The organism is Rubrivirga sp. S365, from assembly GCF_032248475.1.
In the GTDB taxonomy this organism is placed as follows: domain Bacteria; phylum Bacteroidota; class Rhodothermia; order Rhodothermales; family Rubricoccaceae; genus Rubrivirga; species Rubrivirga litoralis.
This window is the reverse complement of the sequence record NZ_JAVTTN010000001.1, coordinates 1,183,650-1,203,516: the sequence shown is the minus strand read 5'-3', so window position 1 is coordinate 1,203,516 and position 19,867 is coordinate 1,183,650. Positions and strand designations below refer to the sequence as shown.

Annotated in this window: 14 protein-coding genes and 1 tRNA gene; 4 read left to right on the top strand and 11 right to left on the bottom strand. The window is 75.9% G+C overall.

The genetic code is table 11. The features are described 5' to 3' along the window. Positions 1-135: 135 nt before the first annotated feature. The 4 genes from RQM47_RS05200 to RQM47_RS05185 all read right to left on the bottom strand — a co-directional run bounded on the left by RQM47_RS05200 (position 136) and on the right by RQM47_RS05185 (position 4,161). Positions 136-837, bottom strand: a complete 702-nt coding sequence (locus tag RQM47_RS05200; RefSeq protein ID WP_311662609.1) for a riboflavin synthase — start codon at positions 835-837, stop codon at positions 136-138. 95 nt (positions 838-932) lie between these two features. Further along, positions 933-2,078 carry a bifunctional diaminohydroxyphosphoribosylaminopyrimidine deaminase/5-amino-6-(5-phosphoribosylamino)uracil reductase RibD gene (gene ribD / locus RQM47_RS05195; RefSeq protein ID WP_314007715.1) on the bottom strand — a complete coding sequence of 382 codons (1,146 nt, stop codon included), beginning with the start codon at positions 2,076-2,078 and terminating at the stop codon, positions 933-935. Then, complete coding sequence (locus tag RQM47_RS05190) at positions 2,075-3,418, bottom strand: Fic family protein (RefSeq protein WP_311662611.1); 1,344 nt, start codon at positions 3,416-3,418, stop codon at positions 2,075-2,077. The genes ribD and RQM47_RS05190 overlap by 4 nt, the downstream gene beginning before the upstream one ends. A gap of 56 nt (positions 3,419-3,474) precedes the next feature. Next, entirely contained in the window at positions 3,475-4,161 is a 687-nt protein-coding gene (locus RQM47_RS05185) for a hypothetical protein (protein ID WP_311662612.1), read from the bottom strand. 54 nt (positions 4,162-4,215) lie between these two features. Here RQM47_RS05185 and RQM47_RS05180 point away from each other — a divergent pair, with 54 nt between their 5' ends. From RQM47_RS05180 to RQM47_RS05165, 4 genes are all read left to right on the top strand, one after another. After that, a complete protein-coding gene (locus RQM47_RS05180; RefSeq protein WP_311662613.1) occupies positions 4,216-5,058 on the top strand; it encodes a lysophospholipid acyltransferase family protein in 843 nt (280 codons plus the stop codon). A gap of 53 nt (positions 5,059-5,111) precedes the next feature. Then, a tRNA-Gln gene (locus RQM47_RS05175) sits at positions 5,112-5,187 on the top strand. Positions 5,188-5,329: 142 nt separating this feature from the next. Beyond that, positions 5,330-6,823, top strand: coding sequence for a glycerol kinase GlpK (gene glpK, locus RQM47_RS05170; RefSeq protein ID WP_311662614.1), 1,494 nt, complete (start codon positions 5,330-5,332; stop codon positions 6,821-6,823). Positions 6,824-7,085: 262 nt separating this feature from the next. Beyond that, entirely contained in the window at positions 7,086-8,684 is a 1,599-nt protein-coding gene (locus RQM47_RS05165; RefSeq protein ID WP_311662615.1) for a glycerol-3-phosphate dehydrogenase/oxidase, read from the top strand. Positions 8,685-8,701: 17 nt separating this feature from the next. On the opposite strand, the gene RQM47_RS05160 is transcribed toward RQM47_RS05165, so the two are convergent. The 7 genes from RQM47_RS05160 to RQM47_RS05130 form a co-directional block, all read right to left on the bottom strand. Continuing rightward, positions 8,702-9,022 carry a DUF5615 family PIN-like protein gene (locus RQM47_RS05160; RefSeq protein ID WP_311662616.1) on the bottom strand — a complete coding sequence of 107 codons (321 nt, stop codon included), beginning with the start codon at positions 9,020-9,022 and terminating at the stop codon, positions 8,702-8,704. Beyond that, positions 9,019-9,225 (bottom strand): DUF433 domain-containing protein, encoded by a 207-nt coding sequence (locus tag RQM47_RS05155; RefSeq protein WP_311662617.1) that lies wholly within the window; start codon positions 9,223-9,225, stop codon positions 9,019-9,021. The genes RQM47_RS05160 and RQM47_RS05155 overlap by 4 nt, the downstream gene beginning before the upstream one ends. Positions 9,226-9,285: 60 nt before the next feature. After that, positions 9,286-11,151, bottom strand: a complete 1,866-nt coding sequence (recD, locus tag RQM47_RS05150) for an exodeoxyribonuclease V subunit alpha (protein WP_314007713.1) — start codon at positions 11,149-11,151, stop codon at positions 9,286-9,288. Positions 11,152-11,193: 42 nt separating this feature from the next. Continuing rightward, a complete protein-coding gene (locus RQM47_RS05145) occupies positions 11,194-11,430 on the bottom strand; it encodes a toxin-antitoxin system HicB family antitoxin (protein ID WP_311662619.1) in 237 nt (78 codons plus the stop codon). Between the two features lie 24 nt (positions 11,431-11,454). Then, positions 11,455-11,886: a PIN domain-containing protein gene (locus RQM47_RS05140; protein WP_314007710.1), complete on the bottom strand. Its 432-nt coding sequence runs from the start codon at positions 11,884-11,886 to the stop codon at positions 11,455-11,457. A 131-nt stretch (positions 11,887-12,017) separates the two neighbouring features. Beyond that, entirely contained in the window at positions 12,018-16,274 is a 4,257-nt protein-coding gene (recB, locus tag RQM47_RS05135) for an exodeoxyribonuclease V subunit beta (protein WP_314007707.1), read from the bottom strand. Then, positions 16,271-19,750, bottom strand: a complete 3,480-nt coding sequence (locus tag RQM47_RS05130) for an exodeoxyribonuclease V subunit gamma (protein WP_314007704.1) — start codon at positions 19,748-19,750, stop codon at positions 16,271-16,273. Before RQM47_RS05130 ends, recB begins: the two co-directional genes overlap by 4 nt. Between the last annotated feature and the right edge of the window lie 117 nt (positions 19,751-19,867).

The window sequence follows — 19,867 nt, the reverse complement described above, 5'->3', positions numbered from 1 at the left end:
AGTCCCCTGCACGGTGCGTGCCACCGGCGGCCATCTGCCCCTTCTGTCAGGGACAGGCGGGCCGCTTGCCCGAGTGCCCCAGGGGCCGCTGAGAGTTTCCCCTAGCGCGCCCTGCCGTTCCGTCTTCACGGAGCTTTACGCCTGCCGCTCGCGCCCTGCCGTTTCGTCCTGCCGCCGCGTCGAGCGGAGCACGTACTTGCCGACGAGGTCGAACTCCAGGTTCACGGCTTGTCCGACCCGCCACCGCCCCGCCGACGTCTTCTGCCAGGTGTGCGGGATGACGGCGACGGCGAACGTCCCCGCCGGCTCGTCCAGCCGCGCGACCGTCAGCGAAACGCCGTCGACGGTGACGGAGCCGACCGGGATCAGGTTGTCCGCGAACCGCTCGGGGTAGGCGATGCGGACGAGGTGCGAGTCGCCGAGCGCGTCGACGGCCTCGACCGTTCCCGTCGCGTCGACGTGGCCCTGCACGAGGTGGCCGTCGAGCCGGGCCGGCAGACGGAGCGCCCGCTCCAGGTTCACGCCGTCGCCCGCGCGGCGGTCGCCGAGCGCCGTCTTCGCCAGCGTCTCCTCGACGGCGACGGCCTCGAAGCCCGCGCCGTCCTGCGCCACGACCGTCAAGCACGCGCCGTCGACGGCGACGCTCTCGTCCACGCGCAACTCGTCCGCGAACGAGCACGCGACGCGCAGCCGCTTCCCCCCCGCGAGCGGGGTGACGGCGTCGATCTGGCCGACCTCTTCGACGATTCCGGTAAACATGATGGGGCGGGGTGGTGGGGGCAGCAGATGCGCCACCCCGCCCTCGGTGTGGGCGGGGCGGCCGTCGCGGCGTTGCATGCAACGCCGTCGGGCGGGGCGGACGGGCGGGGCGGCGGGCACGACCCAACCGCCCCGCCCGCGCGACACATAGACGAGAGCGGGCGGGGCGGTCCTTACACCGCGCGGCGGTAGCCCCGGAGGAGAACGTCGTCGCCCACCGTCTCCCACACCGCGTCCTCGAACGCGAGCGCGTCCGCCATCCGCCCCGCCCCGAGGCTGCCCAGGGCCGGCGTGCCGGCGCCGAGGAGCTTGGGGGCGACGAACCAGCAGACGCGGTCGGCGAGGTCGGCGGCCAGAAGCGCCGTCGCCAGCCCCGGCCCGGCCTCGACGAGCAGCGACTGCACCGGGCGCACGCCGTTGGGCAGGTCCGCCCCGCCCCCGAGCGCGTCGAGCGCGGCGCCCAGGTCGAGGTGGCCGCCCCGCTCGGGCACGCGGAGCACCGCCCCGCCCGCGCGCCGGAGCGCGTCGGCGTAGGGCGGGGCGGCGCCGTCGGAGACGAGGGCGACGGTGGGCGCGGCGCCGTCGGTGAACAGGGCGAGCCCGGGCGGCAGCGCGCCTGCGCGGTCGAGGACGACGCGGAGCGGCTGCCGCTGACCCGGCCCGAGCGGCGCGGCGCGCACCGTCAGCGCCGGGTCGTCAGCGTGCGCCGTGCCGGCGCCCACGAGGACGGCGTCGGCGTCGGCCCGCATCCGGTGGACGAGCGCCCGGGCAGGGCGGCCCGTCACCCAGCGGCTGTCGCCCGACGCCGCGGCCACCTGCCCGTCCAGCGTCGCCGCCGTCTTGAGCGTCACGAGCGGGCGCCCCGTGCGAACGTGCGTGAGGAACGCCTCGTTCAACCGCCGCGCCGCCCGCTCGCGGACCCCGACCGCCACGTCGACGCCGGCCGCGCGGAGCCGCCGGACGCCCCGCCCCGCCACGGCCGGGAACGGGTCCTCGTGGGCCACGACGACGCGCCGGAATCCGCGGTCGAGGACGAGACTGGTGCACGGCGGCGTTTTGCCGGTGTGGCTGCACGGTTCGAGCGTGACGTAAAGCGTCGCCTCCGTCAGCCGGTCGCCGTACCCGTTCCGCTCCGCGTCGCGGACGGCCCAGACCTCGGCGTGCGGTCCGCCCCAGGCGCCGTGCCAGCCCTCCCCCCAGACCGCCCCGCCCGGGCTGACCACGACGGCGCCGACAAGAGGGTTGGGGCTGACGGCGCCGGCGCCCCGTGCGGCGAGCGCGAGCGCGCGATCCATCCAGCGGTCGTCGTCGGTCGTCATGCGTCGAGGCTCTTGAGCCGGTCTGCCAAGTCGGCGGGGACGGTGAACACGAAGGCGCGCCCCTGCTTCCGCTTGTCGAGGAGGCCGCGGGCCGCGAGGTCGAGGAGATCAGCCCGCGCCGTCGCGTAGGCCACGTCGTGGCTCCGCCGGTGCGACGCGATCGTGTACGCCGCATCGGGGCGGCGGATGGCGTGGCTGAGCAGCGCGAGTTGCCGGTGGTTCAAGTCTACCGTCGGCCGAAGGAGCGCACGGGCCTCCTGGACCTCGCGGGACTTCTGTTCGAGGTGCTCGCCTAGCTCCTGAACGGCCAGCTCGATCACGCGGAGCTGTGCGAGGATGAAGTAGGTGAGGTCGTTGTCGTCCGTCTCCGTGTAGAGGAACGACTTCGCGTACCGCGCTGGCGCCCGCTTGATAACCGTCGAGATCGACAGGAACTCAGCCAGCCAGAACCCCTCGCGCAGCATCGACCAGTAGAAGAGCGCCCGAGCCGTCCGCCCGTTCCCGTCCACGAACGGGTGATCGTAGGCGAGCCAGAAGTGGAGGAGGATTGACTTGAGGGCGGGGTGGAGAAAGACCCCGGTCTCAGCCTCGTTGGCGAACGCGCACATCCGCTCCAGCCGCTCCGCGATCTGGTCCGGCGGCGGCGGGGCATGAAGAAGCTGGTCCTGATCGTCGTACACCGCGATCCCGTCGCCGGCCTGGCGGAAGGGGCCGCTGCCGTCGAGCGTCCCCTCGGTCACGACCCGGTGGAGGTCTGTAACGACGTCCGGCGTGAGCGGCTCGTCGACGCGCTCTCGGACGGACTCCATCGCGCGGTAGTTGTTGAGGATCATCTGCTCCGACCGCGTCCGCGGAGCCCGGCCCGTCCGCAGCATCTCCTTCGCCACGCGCCGCGTCGTGGACGCGCCTTCGAGTTGACTCGACGCGATGGCCTCCTCGCGGAGCGACCGCATGAGGTACCGATCCCGCTCGCCCTCCGTCGCTGTCCGCTCGGGAAGCGCAATGCGCCCTGCAGCGTCTCGGTCGATCCGGTGGAGCCGCTCCAAGACAGGATCCACGAGGGCATACCGGAACGGCTCGCCCCGCTTGTCGAGAAGGGGAACCATACGGTAGAGTCCCATCCGAGCCATCTTCCGCGCGGCCCACACATCCTCTGCGCGGAGTCCCTTGGGGGACGGGACGTGCCGGAGACTGTCCCAATGACGGTACTTGCCACCAGGGGCAGGCCCCTTCTCCATCTCGCGCGTGAACGCGGCGAGCGCCGCCCCGCCCGGCTCCAACCGCTGGAAGACGGCCGAATACATGTCGGCGCGGGCCGGGGGCGGGGTGGGGAGCTTCATCCGGGGTAGCTTATCAGCTATCTATCAATCTACTATCAACTGATAGATGGCGCCGTCTACACCGCCTCCGCCCACTCCGGCGGCGGGTCGAGCGCCCACTGTTCGAAGTAGAACGTGTGCTCGCCGCGCGCGCGCCGGTACGGCGCCACGAACCGCCGCACGCCGGGCGGGGCGGGGTGGCGCGCGAACGCCTCGCGGAGCGGGCCGTCGAGCGGGCGCCGCGCGAACACGCTCCAGTCCCAGCCGTCGTGGGCGGGTTCGGGGAACAGGGCCGCCCCGCCCTCGGCGGCGAGCACGCGGCGGAGGGCGTGGAGGGCCTCCCGGCGCTCCACCCCGCCCGCCCCGCCTGCCGCCGCCTCGGCGAGCGCGTCGAGGGGGACGTCGCCGAGCGCGAGCGCGAGCGCGCCGGCGGGCGCCCGGAGGGCGGCGGCCGCCTCGTCTGCGCTCACCGCCCCGCCCCGCCCGTCGGCGCCGAGGTGGGTCCACGGGCGGTCGCCGGCCCAGGCGAGGAGCGGGGAGAGCCAGGCCGACGGCTCCGCCAGCGCCGTCAGGCCGACGCGGGGCGGGGCGGCGCTCAAGTCGGTGCCGGCGAGGTAGGCGCGGGCGTAGGGCGGGGCGGGGCGGCCGAGGAGCGCGTCGAGCGAGCCCAAGCCGGCGCCGCGGCGTCGGGCGTCGGGGTCGGCGTCCGCGGCGACGACTTCCAGGCCCGTGGGCTCCTCGACGAACACTTTGACGACGTCCATGCGGGGGGAATCGTCGGCGACGGTGCTGCGTTCCAGCCGCCCCACCCCGCCCGCATGAAAGCCGTACAGTCCGTCCTGACGTGGGCCGCGATCGCCGTCCTCGTCCTCCTCGCGCTCCCCGTCATCGCCGTCATCCGCCTGTTCGACCGGACGCCGGCCCGCGTCCGCACCGGGCGCGCGTTCCGCGACCTCGGCGCGCTCGTCCCGAGCATCAACCCGGCGTGGTCAGTCCGGGTCGGCGGCGTCGACCCGGCCGCGCTCCGCCACCCGTACGTCGTCGTCTCCAACCACCAGTCGCTGGCCGACATCCCCGTGATCTCGAAGCTCCCGTGGGAGATGAAGTGGGTGACGAAGGCCGAGCTGTTCCGCGTGCCGGTCATGGGGTGGCTCCAGCGGATGGCCGAGGACATCCCCGTCGACCGCCGCGATCCGAACAGCCGGTCGGCCGTCGTGCTGCGCGCGCGGCGCGTGCTGGCCCAGGGCTGCTCGGTCATGTTCTTCGCCGAGGGCACGCGCTCCCGAGACGGCCGGCTCAAGCGGTTCTACGACGGCGCGTTCTCGCTCGCCGTGCAGGCTGGCGTCCCCGTGCTCCCGCTGGCCATCGACGGCACGATGGACGCGATCCCCAAGCACGGGTGGACGTTCGGCCGCGCCGACGTGCGCCTCGCCGTGCTCCCGCCGGTCCCCACCGAGGGCTTGACCGAGGCCGACGTGCCGGCGCTCCGCGAGCGCGTGCGCGGGATGATCCTCGACCAGATCGCCGCGTGGCGCGAGCGGCCGCCGGACGCGGTCGACGCCCTGGCCCGCCCCGCCCTCGGCGCCGCGGGCGCGCAGGGCGCGGGCGGGGCGGAGATCGAAAACAGGGTGGAGACGCCCCACCCCGCCCCGCGCGGTTGATCCGCGGCCGGTCGGCGCCGTACGTTTCCGGTCCTCCGCTCCGGCGGAGACCCTGCCCGATAGCTCAATTGGCAGAGCGCCAGTTTCTGGATCTGGAGGTTCAAGGTTCGATTCCTTGTCGGGCAGCCACGGCGGCCCCTCGCACCTAAGCGGGGGGCCGCCGCTGCGTTCGGGCGGGGCGGCGGGTTTCCGAAGGCGCCGGGCACGGCGGTGTAGGCGGGGCGGCCGGCCGGCGAGTACCCTGTACCGCGCACCCCGTACCCGAGCCCCCATGCCCACGCACGTCCTCGCCCTCGACCAGGGCACGACCTCGTCCCGCGCCATCCTGTTCGACCGGGCGGGGCGGATCGCCGGGACCGCGCAAAAGGAGATCGAGCAGCACTTCCCGCGGCCCGGCTGGGTCGAGCACGACCCGACCGAGCTGTGGTCGTCGCAGGCCGGCGTGGCCGCCGAGGTGCTCACGCGCGCGGGCGTGGCCCCGAGCGACCTCGCGGCAGTCGGGATCACGAACCAGCGCGAGACGGTCGTCGTGTGGGACCGGCGGACCGGCCAGCCCGTCCACCGCGCGATTGTGTGGCAGGACCGGCGGACCGCCCCGCTCTGCGACGCGCTGAGGGAGGCGGGACACGAGGCGACGGTCCGCGAGAAGACCGGGCTCGTCCTCGACAGCTACTTCTCGGGCACCAAGGTCCGCTGGATCCTCGACCACGTCGACGGCGCCCGCGAGGCCGCCGAGGCCGGGCACCTCGCCTTCGGGACCGTCGACAGCTGGCTCGTGTGGAACCTCACGGGCGGGGCGGAGCACCTGACGGACGTGACCAACGCCTGCCGGACGCTCTTCTTCAACCTCCACACGGGCGACTGGGACGACGACCTGCTCGCGCTCCTCGACGTGCCGCGGTCGATGCTCCCCGAGGTCCGGTCGTCGTCCGAGGTCTACGCGCGCACGAGCGGGGCGCTGCTCTCGGCCGAGGTCCCTGTCGCCGGCATCGCGGGCGACCAGCAGGCGGCCACGTTCGGCCAGCGGTGCACGGCGCCGGGGCTCGCGAAAAACACCTACGGCACGGGCTGCTTTCTGCTGATGAACACGGGCGGGGAGGCGGTCGCGTCGGCGAACAACCTGCTCACGACGGTCGCGTGGCGGCGCGGCGACCGCCCCGCCCAGTACGCGCTCGAGGGCAGCGTCTTCGTGGCCGGCGCCGCCGTGCAGTGGCTCCGCGACGGGCTCGGGATCATCCGCTCGGCGTCCGAGGTCGAGGCCCTCGCGCGGCGGGTCGAGCACGCCGACGGCGTCGTCCTCGTCCCGGCGTTCACCGGGCTCGGCGCGCCGCACTGGGACGCCGACGCGCGCGGCACGCTCCTCGGTCTCACGCGCGGCACTACGGCGGCGCACGTCGCCCGCGCCACGCTCGACGGCATCGCCTTCCAGGTGGCCGACGTGCTCGACGCGATGGAGGCCGACGCCGGCCTCGCCGTCTCCGAGCTCCGCGTCGACGGCGGGGCGGCGTCCAACGACCTCCTGATGCAGATCCAGGCCGACCTCCTCCAGGTCCCCGTCGTCCGCCCCGCCGTGACGGAGACGACGGCGCTGGGGGCGGCCCTCCTGGCCGGCCTCGCCGTCGGGTTCTGGACCGAGGACGAGGTCGACGCGCAGTGGCAGCTCGACCGCCGCTTCGAGCCGGCCATCTCCCCCGACGAGGCCGCCGACCGCCGGGCGGGGTGGGGCCGCGCGCTCGACCGCGCGCGCGGGTGGGCCGCAGCTTGACGGCGGGTACGAGGTACAGGGTACTCGGTACGGTCGCCTCCTCGGCATCCCCGGACCGGGCACATCCACCCCGCCCCGCCCGTGGTGCCGTGGGCGGGGCAGCCTAGTTGTTTACAAGGAGTCTCCCTCCCCCACCGGGGGAGGGCCGGGGAGGGGGACGGATGTTGGGGCGGCCACCGAGGGCGGGGCGGCGCCCGCCCCACGCCCGGACCACCCCGCCCCGCCCGACGTACGGGCCACCCCGCCCCCACCCCGCCCCCACATGCTGGACCGAGACACCGCCCGCCGCGCCATCGACGAGGCCACCGAGCCCTGGGACATCGTCGTCGTCGGGGGTGGGGCGACCGGGCTGGGCTGCGCCATCGACGCCGCGGCCCGGGGCTACAAGACGCTGCTCCTGGAGCGCGACGACCTCGCCAAGGGCACGTCCAGCCGCTCGACCAAGCTGGTCCACGGCGGCGTCCGGTACCTCCGGCAGGGGAACGTGTCGCTCGTGCTGGAGGCGCTGAAGGAGCGGGGCACACTCCTCAAGAACGCCCCGCACCTCGTCCACGACCTCGCGTTCGTGGTCCCGAACTACGCGTGGTGGGAGGGGCCGTTCTACGGGATCGGCATGAAGGTGTACGACCTCATGGCGGGGCGGTCGGGGTTCGGGCGGAGCCGCCGGCTCTCGCGCGAGGAGACGCTGGAGCGCCTCCCGACGATCGAGCCCGACGGGCTGGACGGCGGCGTGGTCTACTACGACGGCCAGTTCGACGACGCCCGCCTCGCGGTCAACATGGCGCAGACGGCGGCCGAGCAGGGGGCGGCAATCCTCACGTACTGCGAGGTCACGGGGTTGACCAAGGACGGTGTCGAGGTGACGGGCGTCGTCGCCCGTGACGGCGAGACGGGCGAGACGGTCACGATTCCGGCCCGCGTCGTCGTCAACGCGACCGGCGTGTGGACCGACCGCGTGCGGCACATGGACGACGCCGCCGCCCCGCCCATGGTCCAGGCCAGCCAGGGCGTCCACATCGTGCTCGACCGGAGCTTCCTGCCCGGCGACAGCGCCATCATGGTGCCGAAGACCGACGACGGCCGCGTCCTCTTCGCGATCCCCTGGCGCGACGTGGTCGTCGTGGGGACGACCGACACACTGGTCGACGGCGCCGCGGCCGAGCCGCGCGCGCTCCCTGAAGAACTCAACTTCCTGCTCCGCCACGCCGCCCGCTACCTCACGCGCGACCCGTCGCCGGCCGACGTCAAGAGCGTGTTCGCCGGCCTCCGCCCGCTCGTCGCCGACCCGTCGGCCGAAGGCGGGACGGCGGCGCTCTCGCGCGACCACGTCCTCCACATCGCCGACTCCGGCCTGGTCACGATCACCGGCGGCAAGTGGACGACCTACCGCAAGATGGCCGAGGACACGGTCGACCAGGCGGCCGTCCTCGCCGGCCTCCCCGAGCGGCCCTGCCCCACCGCGGACCTGCCCATCCACGGCGCGGGCGGGGCGGGCGGGGCGGAGGCGGGCGGGGCGGGCGACCTCGCCGCCTACGGGTCCGACGCTCCGTTGCTCCAGGCGCTGATGGACGACCACCCCGCCCTCGGTGAGCGGCTCCACCCCGCCCGGCCGGTCCGCGCGGGGCAGGTCGTGTGGGCGGCCCGCCACGAGATGGCGCGGACGGTCGAGGACGTCCTCTCGCGGCGGACGCGCGAGCTGCTCTTGGACGCCCGCGCGAGCATCGAGATGGCCCCGCGCGTGGCGGCGCTCCTGGCCGAGGAGCTAGACCGCGACGGCGACTGGGAGCGCGAGCAGGTCGCGGCCTACACGGCGCTCGCCGAGGGCTACCTCGTGCCGGACGACGCGGGCGGGGCGGGGTGAGCGGGGCGGGGCGGCGACTACCGTGAGACGGAGATCACCCGCTCGGGCGCAACGCGAGGGAACGCCGCGTTGATGGACGGGACGAGCGGAAGCAGGTCGTCGATGTCATTGCTCGCCGCCGAGAGCACGATGAGACAGAGGTCGATCCCGCTCAGGTTCTGCTGGTGCTCAATGCCCCGGTCCATCGTGAGCAACACGTCGAACTCGGCCGCGGCGAGGTGGAGCAGCCGCCCGTTCTTGACCCCGCCCCACCCGCGCTCCGGCACGGTCACCGCCTCGGCCTCCAGATGCCGCTTCAGCTTGCGCGGCACGTTTTCGTCGAGGAGGACCCGGATCACGCGGCCAGCTCCCGCCCCGCCAGCTCAAGCAAGGCCTCCGCTTGGTCGCGCGTGACCGTCGGAAAGTCGTCGCGGAAGTCCTCAATCCGCTTCCCCTTGCGCAGATAGACGAGGAGCGTGTCGATGGGCACGCGGGTTCCGGTAAACACAGGCGTGCCGCCGAGGATTTCGGGGTCGGAGTGGTAGACGTCGGCGCGGTCCATCGGTCCGTGGGTGGGGCGTAAGCCAACGTACGGCGCCACGCCCTCGTGCTCCGCCCCGCCCTAGTCCGCCGCCCCGCCCAGCCGCTCCGCCAGCCCCGACGCGCGGGGCGCGTCCGTCGCCACGGCCCGCTCGACGGCGTCGGCGTCGCCAAAGACGACCACCCCGCCCCGGGCACGCGTGGCGGCCGTGTAGAGGAGCCGCCGCGAGACGAACGCGGCCCCGCGCGTGCCCGGCTCGGGCAGGACCACGCCGACGGCGTCGAACTCGGACCCCTGGCTTTTGTGGACCGTCAGCGCCCACGCCGGCTCGTGGGCGGGGAGGCGCTCGAAGGCGATGGGCTCGCGGTCGGGGAAGACGACCACGTCGCGGTTCTCGACGCGCCACAGCACGCCGACATCGCCGTTCGCGAGGCCGGTCGTCCGGTCGTTCTGGGTCACGAGGAGCGGGCGGCCCGGGTAGAGGCGGTCGCCGTACGGGCTCCACCGGACGTGCCCCGCCTGGCGCAGCGCCCGCTCGACCGCCTCGTTCAGCCCCTCGACCCCGCGCGGCCCTCGGCGGACGGCCGCCAACAAGCGGAACCGGCCGAGCGCCTCTAGCGCCGCCTCCGGCGTCTCCGCCGTCACCACGTCCGGCGCGAACCGCCCCGCCCAGGCGACGGCGGCCCCGGCAGGGTCGTCCTCCACCAAGTCCAGGGCGGGGCGGTCCCGGAGCGCGGCCACCGCCCCGCCCGCGTCTCCGTCGCGGACGGCGACGGCGAACACGCCCACGTCGGAGTCGGCCGTAAACCGGCGGCTCTCGGTGAGCGCCACGACCGACGCGGCGAGCGGGGCGGCGTCGGGATCTGCTTCCACCCCGCCCAGGCCGAGCGCGCCGCAAAACGCGTCCAGCCCGGGCGGGGCGGGGCCGGTGCCGGCCGCGCACAGGTCGGCGAACGTGGAGCCGACCTCGACCGGCGGGAGCTGGTCCGGGTCGCCCAGGACGACGAGCCGGGCCTCGGGGCGGAGCGCCGCGAGCAAGGCGTCGAACAGCGGCAGGTCCACCATTGAGCCCTCGTCGACGAGCACGAGGTCGTGGGGGAGCGGTGCGCGCGCGTCGTGGCGAAAGCCGGCGCGTTCGGGGTGCGCCCCGAGCAGCCGGTGCAGCGTGACGGCCTCGGTCGGCAGGCCGGCGCCGCGCTCACCCAGGTCAGCGACGCCACCCGCGAGGCTCTCGCTCAGGCGGGCCGCGGCCTTCCCCGTCGGCGCGGCGAGCGCGACGCGGAGGTCGGGCTGAGCGGCGCGCAGGAGGGCGAGGATGCGGGTCGCCGTGTAGGTCTTGCCCGTGCCCGGCCCGCCGGCCACCAGCAGGACGCGCTGGCGGAGCGCGGCGGCGGCGGCCAGCGCCTGCCGGTCCAGCGCTCCATCCGCGCGCGGCGGGAACAGCGCCCCGAACGCCTCGGCGGCCGCCGCGGGCGGGGCGGCGAGCGCCGGGCCGACGCGCGCGAGCACGGCCGCGGCCGTCCGCCGCTCGGCGTCGACGAACCGGCGCAGCGCGAGCCGGTCGCGGTCGAGGACGAGCGGGGCCGCCCCGCCCGCGGCCGCTCCGACGGCCGGGCTCGCCTCCAGGTGTGCGCGCCACGCGTCGAGAGCGGGGAGGATCGGCAGGCCGCGCCCGCCCCGCCCTGCGGAAGCGGGCGCGTGCTCGTCCTCGGGGAACGGGAGGCCGGCGTGCTCGCCCAGGGCGACAGCGCTGTGGCCGTCGCGCCGCGCGCGGCTGACGAGGGCCGTCGAGAGCGCGAGCGCCCGCGCGCGGTCGGCGTCGGGCGCGCCGTGCTCGGCGTCGAGGCCAGCGACCATCCGCCCGAGCGCGAGGTCGATGGGCGCGGCGGCCTCGGCCTCGGCGAGCCGGTCGAGCGCGTCGGCGACGGCGTGCGGGAGCCTACGCATAGGGCGGGGTGCGGGCGGGGCGGGGTCTACGCCCCCGGGTACCTACAGCCGGTCGTGCGCCTCCGGCTCCACGTCCGGCGCCTTCGCCAGCACCGCCAGCAGCTTTTCCCGCCCCCCCCGCTTTGCCCGCTCGGCCAGGTAGTCCACCGTCGCCACCGACGCCACCTTCTCCGCGAGCGCGAGCGTAGCGAGCTCCCCGACGGAGACGCCCTCTCGGGCCGCCAGCGCCTCGGCTTGCTCCTGGAGCGAGCGCGGGATGTTCAGGCTCAGCGTGCTCATGGCGCGGGAGGGCGAGTGGAACGGTTAAGGTATCGCGCCGATCTCCCGGAGGAGCTCCTTCGGGTCGGCCACGCTGACGCCGAACCGCTCAGCCCCGGCAAAGTCGGTCCGGTTGTAGGTCACGACGTAGTCGCACCCGGCGGCCACGGCGAGCTCGAGGACGTGTTCGTCGTCCGGGTCCCGGAGGTACGGCCGCCACAGGAAGTAGATCCGGTGGGGGACGGCCAGGGCACACAGCGAGTCCACGATGTCGTCCACATCGCGCCGAGACAGCCCGATCTCCTTCCGCTGGCGGGTCAGGACGGCCTCGTACTCGAACGCGAGCGGGACCGAGAGGTGGATGTCGAACGCGCCGGTCCCGATAAGCGAGAGGAGGAGCGACGAGGCCCCGCACCCTGACCGTTGGGCCGCGACGACGACGTTCGTGTCGATGACGATCTGGGGCGGACGACTCATCGGCCGCCAGAATACGGAGCCGCCCGCCGCGCAACGGAGCCAGCTACACAGCCGAAGGGCGGCGAAACCGTAGCCTCAACGGGTTCGGCGCTTCGCGAGGCTCCGCAACACTCGATCCGTTCGCCCCCGCTCTACCCCGCTAGCAGCCCGTCCAGCGCCTCCACGAGCGCCGCCGACGGCCGGTGCCGGAACAGCCCCGCCGCCCCGCCCCGCCCCGCGTCGTCCGCGTCGTCGGGCGGGGTGGCCGCCCCGCCCAGTCCGCGGAGGAACGCGTAGACCGCCCCACCCACGTGCGTCTCGTAGGCGTAGGCCGCGCCCAGACGTGAGCGGAGGTAGCGGTGGAGGCCCAGCGTGTAGAGGTGGAGCTGGAGGCCGTAGTGGTGCTCCAGCATAGTCGCCTGGAGCGCCTCCGGCGCGTAGGCCGAGGCGTCCGCCCCCAACCGGTTGCTTTTCCAGTCGACCACCCACCAGCGGTCGTCGGCCAACGCCACGAGGTCGGCTGAGCCCACGAGGAAGCCGTCGACGGCGGCCGGCGACAGGCGCGCGAGGGCGTCCGCGTAGTCGGCCCCGAAGGGCGCCGCGCCGTGGGCGCGGAACACGTCGGCGAGGGCGCCCGGCGCCACGCGCGCGAGGGGCAGGGTAAAGTCCCACTCGGGCGCGAGCGCCGCCGCCTCCACGTCTCGGAGCGCCACCCCGCCCAGGAGCGGGGCGGTCGCCACGCGCTCGACGAGGGCCAGGACCTCGGCCGCCGGGTCGATGCGGGCGCGGTGGCGGCGCGGCAGGGCCAGCCCGTGCCGCTCCAGGCGCCGGGCGACCGTCTCGCGGTTGGCCTCGGCGGCGTCCTCGTCGTCCCCCCACTTGGCGTACTGGAGGATTTCGTGGAGGCACGTCCCCGGGCCGGCGCCGGCGGCGAAGGCGTGGAGGCCGGTCGGCTCGGCGTCGGCGCGGGCCTCGGGCGGGGCGGCCGGTTCGTCCGACGCCGCGAGCCCGCCGCCCCGCCCGTCCGCGTCGCGCCCGGCCGTCCACGCCGTAAACGAGGCCCGCTTCCAGGGCGAGTCCAGGCGCCGCCGCGCGTCGTCCGGGAGCGCGAGCGCCGCCCCGCCCCGCGCGGGGGCGGGCGGGGCGGGCGGGGCGGCGTCGTCGAGCGAGGGCGGGGCGACGACGGCCATGAGCCGGCCGGTCGGGTCGAGCGCGTGAACCGAGGCCAGCACGTCGTCCTGCGCCGCGCGCTTGCGGGCCGCCTCGACGTGGTCGGCCAGGCCGCCGCCCCGCTCGGCGTCGTGGCCACACAAGAGGTAACCCAGGCTGGACACGTTGTCGACCCGCGTGCGCCACGACGTGACCGGCCCCCAGACCACGTAGCACCGCTCGCGCGCCCGCGTGAGCGCCACGTACGCCGTGCGGACGCCCTCGGCGAGCGCGTCGGCCTGGCGGAGCCGGTCGTGGTCGTCGGCCTCGGGCGAGCCCAGGTCGTAGACCACCCCGTCCGGCGTCCGCGCGAGGACGGGGTCCTGCCGCTTGTAGGCCCGCTCGCTGACGGCCCAGAGGTACGGGAGGAACACGACCTCGTACTCCAGCCCCTTCGCGTTGTGGTGCGTGGTAATCGTGACGGCCGCCGCGTCGCGCTCCAGCCGCAGCTCCTTCATGCCGCGCGAGGGCAGCGCCTGCTCCGTCCGGTGGCGGAGCCAGTGCAGGAGGTCGTCGGGCGAGCGTGCGCCGGCCCGCTCGATCTCGTGGAGGAGCTCGGCCGTGTGGCGGAGGTCGGTCGCCCAGCGCTCGCCGTCGGGCCGGGCGAGCAGCCGGTCGAGCACGCCCTCGGCCTCCTGGAAGGCGACGAGCACGCCGAGCACGCCGCCCCGCCGCCACATGCGCTGCCACTCGCGGAGCCGCCCCGCGACGGCCGCGTCGGTCTCGGGGTCGTCGTCGAGGCCGGCGATCTCGCGGGCCGTCCACCCCCAGAGCTCGGTCGAGAGCGCGGCGCGGCGCGCGCGCTCGTCGCCCGCCCGGAGCACGGCGCGGAGCACGAGCTCGACGTCGGCCATCGCCGCGCTGTCGCGGACGTCGTTCGACCGCGACACGACCGACGGCACGCCGACGCCCTGGAGCGCCGCCTGCACGTCGTTCGCCTGGAACCGCGTGGGGACGAGCACGGCGATGTCGCCGGGCTCCAGCGCGCGGTCGCCCAGCCGGGCCTCGGCCAAGAGCCGGCGCACTTCGGCGGCCACGAACGCCGGGATCTCCGCCTGCACGGCCCCCTTCCCCATCGGCTGGCCGTCCTCCTTCGTCGGCATCGGCCACCACACGAGGGGCGGGGTGGCCCCGCCGTCCCCTCCAGGTGTGGCGCCGTCCTGCAACGCGGGCTCGCGGCGGGCGGCGTGGACGGGGCGGAACGGGATGTCGTCGAACAGGAACGCCCGCTCGGGCCGCGCAAAGACGGCGTTGACGGCGTCGACCAAGCCGGCCGCGCTGCGCCAGTTGGTGCCCAGCGTGAACCGGCGGTCGGCCTCGCGCTGCGCGCCCAGGTAGGCGTGGACGTCGGCGCCGCGGAAGGCGTAGATGGCCTGCTTCGGGTCGCCGACGAAGTACAGCGGGCGGCCCGCAAACGCCGTCTTGAAGATGGCGTACTGGAGCGGGTCGGTGTCCTGGAACTCGTCGATGAGGGCGACCGAGAACTGGCGGCCGATCGTCTCGGCGAGCGCCGGGCCGGTCGCGCGGTCGTGGAGCGCGTCGTGGAGCCGCGTGATGAGGTCGCCGAACGTGAGCTGCCCGCGCCGCTCCTTGATCGCCTCGATCTGGTCCTCCACCTCGACGATGAACCGGCGGACGAACGCGAGGTCGACGGCCCGCGCGGCCTCCATGACCGCCTCGCACGCGGCGAGGGCGGGGTGGGCCAGGGCCGCCGCGACGGCCGCCTTCTGCGCCTTGCTCCGCGTCGTCGCCTTTTTCTGGACCGCCTCGGCTGTGCATAGGGCGACGGCCGCGATCGCGTCCGGCTCCGCCCCGCCCGCGAACGCCGCCACGCGGCGGAGGACGTCCGCCCCGCCCGGCCCGTCGAGCGGGGCGTCCTGGTTCCAGTCGAGGGAACCGAGGAGCGCGCCCACGGCGTCGGCGTCCCAGGCGGCGTCGAGCGCGGCCCGGGCCTCGGCGAGCGCATCGAGCGCGGCGTCCAGGTCCGGCGCCTCGGGCAGCACGCGGACGTGCGGGAAGTCGGCGACGGCCGCGTGGTGGGCGACGAGGGCGTCGGGCGTCCGGCCGTGGTGGAGCGCGAGCGCCGTCAGGAGCGGGTTCGCGTGCGTGAGCCGTGCCCAGGCGTCGGCGGCGGCGCGCGCGCGGAGGGCGGCGCTGTCGGCGTCCTCGACAAAGTCCAGGTCGAACGGCGTCCCGCTCTCGAAGGCCGCCTGCTCCAGCACGCGCCGGCAGAACCCGTGGATCGTGAAGATGCCGGCCTCGTCCACGCGGTCGAGCGCGGCGAGCAGCCGGCCCTCGGCGCCGTCGCGGGCGAGGAGCTCGGCGAGCGGCCGCGTAAGGTCGTCGGGTTCGACCTGCCCACGCGCGACGGCGAGCGCCTGGCGGAGCGCCGCGCGCACGCGCGTCCTCAGCTCGTCGGTCGCCGCGTTCGTGAACGTGACCACGAGCAGCCGGCGGAGGTCGGGCGCCGCGCCCAGCCACTCGCCCTCCAGCACGAGGCGGAGCACGAGGCCTGCGATCGCAAACGTCTTGCCGGTCCCGGCACTCGCCTCGACGAGCGTCCGCCCGGGCTCGACGGGCGTGGCCCAGTACTCGAACGGCGGCACGTCGGCCGCCCCGCCCGGGCGTGGCACGAGGGACAGGGCCGCCCCGCCCCGCTCGGGCGACTGGGGCGGGGCGGGGCGGTCAAGAGTGCACCCCCCGTCCGAGCGCCCATCGCTGCGCTCAAGGGCGCTCGGACTGTCCCCCTTACTAAGGGGGACAGCCGATGCCGCGCGGAGTGGAGGCGGAGCCTCTGCGATGGCGGCGTCGGCGGGGGGTGCGGGCGGGGCGGCCTCGGGCGGGGCGGCCTCGGGCGGGGCGGCCTCGGGCGGGGCGGCCTCGGGCGGGGCGGCGGCACCTGTTCGGAGTCCCCCTCCCCCACCGGGGGAGGGCTGGGGTGAGGGGTCCACCCCGCCCCGCCCGTCAGCGGCAGGTCGGGACGCCGTGCTCGACTCCTCCACCACCCCTAGCCCCTCCTGTCCAGGAGGGGGACTGTCTCCGCCCCGCCCTTCTGGAGTCGGCTCAGCACCTGCGCCCATCTCGTCCCCCGCCCCGCCCTCGCTGACGGGCGGGGCGGCCGCGCCGTCGCCGCCGGCCTCGCCGCCGGGCGGGGCGGCGCCCTCGGGGGGCGGGCCGTCGAACAGGGACCGCTGGCTCACGACGGGACGCCCTCGCGGCGGGCGTGGAGGAGCGGCGCCCACAGCGCGAGCGACCACTTGGCGAACGGCTCCTCGCGCTCGAACGGGTCGCGGCCGCGCGTCGCGAGCGCGACGTAGGCGTCGTCGCGGTCGCCGCGGGCGTCGCCCCACGGGTCGAACGCCTTGCGCGCGGCGATGACGGCGCCCGTCGCCGGCCGGAACGACCGGGAGCGGCGGCCCTCGACCACGCGGCCCGCGTAGTCGGCCAGGTCGCGCGAGGAGAGCTTGTCGGCGTAGGCGTGCGAGGCGCGCTCGTAGACCGGGAGCCGCCCCGCCCGCGCCTGGTGGTAGCCCTTGGCGAGCGCGCCGAGGAGCGCCCGCGCCTCGTGGGCGGGGACCGACTCGAAGTGGGCCGTCCCGTCGATGCCGACCGTGCACGACCTGCCCGCCCCGCCCTCGACCGCGCACAGCGCGAGGTGGTCGAGCCAGGACGCCACGAGGTGCCGCGGGCGGACGGCGCCGGCCCGGTAGCGGAGCGCGCCCCGCTCGCCCAGGTGCGGGACGGTCCCCACGACGCGCGTGCCGGCGACGTCGACCTCGACCGCGCGCGGCTCCGTCGGCCCCCAGGCGCGGACGGCGTCGACGACCGGGGCGGCCTCGGCGCGGATCCGGCGGAGGAGCGCGGCGCCCGGCGCCCCGCCCGGAAGCAGGCCGCCGCGGAGCAGGAGCGCCTCCAGATCGGTGTCGCTCAGCCCACCCAGCGCGCCCTCGACGACCGCCTCGCGGACGCGCCACCGCTCAAGCCCGCCCAGCGTCACCGGCTCGTCGTCGCGGACGGCGTCCTCCTCCAGGTCCAGCGACACCTTCAGCCGGCGGCGGACGGCGAACTGGCTCGGGTTCGTCCACGCCGCGGCGAGGTCGGCGAGCGTGACCTCGCCGGCGTCGTCCTCGTCGGGGAGCGGGCCGCCGTCGTGGTACGGGCGGGGCGGGGCGGCCTGAGCGCGCGCCACGAGGTGCTGGCCGGCGTAGCTCGTCGGGCCGGCGCGGTCGAAGTAGCTCTCGGCAAACGGCTGGAGCCGGTGGCGGACCACGAACTGCTCCCGCCCCGCCGGCCCCCAGTGGAGGTCGCAGGCGTCGAGGAAGGCGTCGAGGCAGACCGAGGCGGCGCGCTCGGCGTTGTCCTTCTCGGACCGGCCGACGTAGGACAGGACGAGGCGGTCGCCTGCGGCCAGCACGGCGTCGACGAACAGCTGCTTTTCGGTCGCCCGCGGCGAGGCGTCGCCCGGGTGCGGGTGCTGGGCGAGCAGGTCGAACCCGGCCGGCGTCTCGGGCCGCGGCCACACGCCGTCGCCCAAGCCCAGGAACGCGACGACGCGGAACGGGGCGTGGCGGAGCACGAGCGGGTCGGCGACGGTGATGCGCCCCGTGAGGACGGCCTCGCGCTGCTCGAACGAACCGGCCGCGCCGTCCAGGTGCGCGCGGACCACGCGGAACGGGACGTCGGAGCCCGGCGACGAGGCCAGCTCGTCGAGCCCGGCGAGGTCGGCGGCGAGGCCGCGCAGGAACACGACGGCCTCGACCTCCTCCTCGGCCTCGGCCGCGAACACGCCGTCGAGGAACCGGAGCAGGTGCCCCGGCCACTCAGCGAGCGGGGCGGGGCGGTCGATCGCGCCGAGCGCCGAGAACAGGGCCTCGGCCCACTCGCAGAACCGGCCCAGGAGGTCGGCGCCGTCGAGCCCGGCCGCGTCGCAGGCGGCGTGGCCGAGGACGAGGCCGGCCCCGCCCTCCGCCCCGCCCGCGGCGGTCTCGGCCGCGGCGTTCTCCCCCGCCCCGCCCGTCATGACGCCGAGGAGGAGCCGGTCGAGCCCGTAGCGCCACGTGTGGAGGTCGTCGGCCGGGAGCCCGAACCGCTCTTTGCGCTCGCCGGTGAGCCCCCAGCACACGCCGGCCTCCTTCACCCAGGCCCGGAGCCGCGGGAGCTCGTCCTCGCGGATGCCGGCCGCCTGCCGCACGACGGGGTAGCCCAGCAGGTCGAGCAGCTCCGACGCCGTCACGCGCCCGTCGTGCATGCGGAGCGCCTTGCGGAACGCCTCGACCACGCGCAGCGCCGGCGCGTGCGGGTGGTTCACGACGTGGACCGGGAGCCGGACCACCGCCCCGCCCCCGTCGCCGGTCGCGCTTTCGGCCTCGAACACGGCGTCGACGAGCGGGGCGTAGACGGCGAGGTCGGGGACGACGACGAGCACGTCCGACGGCCGCAGCCCGGGCACGTCGGCGAAGGCGTCGAGGAGCGCGTCGCGGAGCGCCTCCAGCTCGCGCCGCGGCGAGTGGCAGTCGTGGACCCGGACCGACCGGTCGGCGGCGTCGAGCGGGACCGGCGCCGCGGGCGGGGCGTCGGCGCCGAGCGCGGCGCGCAACTGAGCGAGCGCTGTGGGCGGGGCGGCCGCGGCTGTCCGAGGTCCCCCTCCCCCACCGGGGGAGGGCTGGGGTGGGGGACAGACGTCGGTAGGGGCGGGGCGGTCGCCCCCCCTCCCGGCCTCCCCCCGCCGGGGGGAGGGGAAAGACCCGCCCCGCCCGTCGGCGGCAGGTTGGGACGCCGTGCTCGACTCGTCCACCACCCCTAGCCCCTCCTGGACAGGAGGGGGACTTGCCCGCCCCGCCCCGACCTCGGGCTGGGCGGCCAGCCGCTCGGGCGCCGGCGCCCCCAGCTCGGCCTGGACGCTCCAGAAGTCGCGCGTGCGGCCCGCGAGGGCGCGGAGCAGCGGGTGCGCGTGCGGCTCCGTCGTCGGCTCGTGCCCCGGCGTGACGGCGTAGACCGTGACCGGGACGTGGCGCGCGAGCGCGGCGAGCATCCCGGCGTAGACCGGCGGGAGCACGAGGCCGCCGAAGACCGAGATCCGCGGCGGCAGCGCGAGCCGCGGGGCGGGGCGGTCGAGCTGAGCGCGGAGCCGGTCGAGCAGGAGCCCGCGGTGCTCCAGGCCGTCCGCGAGGAGCGCCCGCCAGAGCGCCGCCTGCCACGCTCCGTGCGCGAAGTCGGGGATCGGGTCGGCGCCCTCGGCCCAGGCCGCGAGCACGTCGGGCCGGTAGACCTGGTAGTCGTCGAACAGGCGCGCGAGGCGCGACGCCAGCGGCATCGTCTGCCCCGTCTTGTCGAGGTACGACCGGAGCGGGGCGGTGACGGGGTCGCCGTCGAGCGCCTCCAGGATCGGGGCGAGGCGCCACGCGAGCGGGCCGGCCTCGAACGGCTGATCGCCCTGGCGCGTCCCGGCGAGGCGGTCGACCAGGCCCACGACGGCGGGCAGGTCCAGCGACGCCGCGCACCCCACCCGCTCGGCGAGCGCGTGCGTGAGCCACGCCCGCAGCCCGGCGTTCCGCGACACGACGACCGTCTCGCGCTGGAGCGGCGGGAGCGGGGCGGCCTCCAGCGTCGCCGCCAGCCGCTCGAACAGCGGGCCGAGGCCGGGGGCGGTGACGACGGAGAGGCCGGGCGGGGCCACAGGGGCGGGGGGAAACGGGCGGAGCGGCAAGCTACGGACCACCCCGCCCCGCCCGAAGCGTCGGGCAGTGGGCAGCGGGCAGAATGCACCACCCCGCCCATGCGTGGGCGGTGAGGC